General features: G+C 67.3%; 2 protein-coding genes. Both read left to right on the plus strand.

Going from position 1 to position 1,009, the window contains the following annotated elements; genetic code table 11:
• Nucleotides 1-603 (plus strand): flagellar basal body L-ring protein FlgH (locus FKP22_RS31545; RefSeq protein ID WP_310733408.1); only part of this gene is annotated, 603 nt, incomplete at its 5' end.
• A 120-nt stretch (nucleotides 604-723) separates the two neighbouring features.
• On the plus strand, nucleotides 724-1,009 hold a 286-nt coding region (locus FKP22_RS31550; RefSeq protein ID WP_141292087.1), incomplete at its 3' end, for a response regulator.

Consider the following 1,009-nt stretch of genomic DNA (forward strand, 5'->3'; position numbering starts at 1 on the left):
TTGCCGATCTCGACGTTGATGCCCAGCTCCTTCAGTGTGGAGCGCGCCCGCACCGGCGCCATCTACCAGGCCGGCATGTCGGCCGACACGCTCTACACCCGCGACAAGAAGCCGCACCAGATCGGCGACACGCTGAAGGTCGAGATTGCCGAGAGCCTGAGCGCCAGCCACAAGGCCAGCACGACCACCAGCGGCGACCGGGCCATGGCCTCCAAGGGCCCGGGCAGCAACTCGGGCAACAAGCTGCTGTCGTCCATCATGAACCAGGACGCCAGCGCCGCCGGCAGCAACAGCTTCAAGGGCGACGGCAGCACCGACAACAGCAGCAAGTTCAGCGCGCAGGTGGCCGCCACCGTGATCAACGTGCTGCCCAACGGCAACCTGGTGGTGGCCGGCGACCGCAGCATCGCGCTGAACGGCGGGGTCAGCGTGCTGCGCTTCTCCGGCATCGTGAACCCGCGCGACATCAAGGCCGGCAACGTCGTGGCCTCGTCGGATGCGGTGAATGCCAAGGTCGAGGTGGTGGGCCGCGGCGAGGTGTCGGACGCGGCGCAGCGCAGCTGGATCCAGCGCGTGCTGAGCGACAGCCTGTCGTTCTGGTAGTCCATCACGGTGGAGGCCTCGATGTCGTTTTGTGTCACCAAGGTTCATGGGCCAGCAACACTGCATCAAGCCAGCGAAGCAATCATGGCGCCGTGTGCCCTTCCCCTTGCATCGCCCTCCATGTACAGCAGCTCCCGCCCCGCCCATTTGTTCGTGGTTGAAGACGACCCGGAGCTGCGTGACATGCTGCAGCTCTATTTCCAGCGCCAGGGCCAGCAGGTCACCGCGCTGGGCAGCGCCGAGGAGCTGCTGGCGCGGCTTCGCCACGAGCCTTCGCCGCGGCCCGACCTGGTGGTGCTGGATGTGGGACTGCCGGGCATGAGCGGCCTGCAGGCCTGCCAGCGCCTGCGTGCCGAGGGCGATCGCCTGCCCATCATCCTGCTGACCGCCAGCACCGAGGAGGTGG

The organism is Ideonella azotifigens, assembly GCF_006519715.1.
In the GTDB taxonomy this organism is placed as follows: domain Bacteria; phylum Pseudomonadota; class Gammaproteobacteria; order Burkholderiales; family Burkholderiaceae_C; genus Ideonella; species Ideonella azotifigens.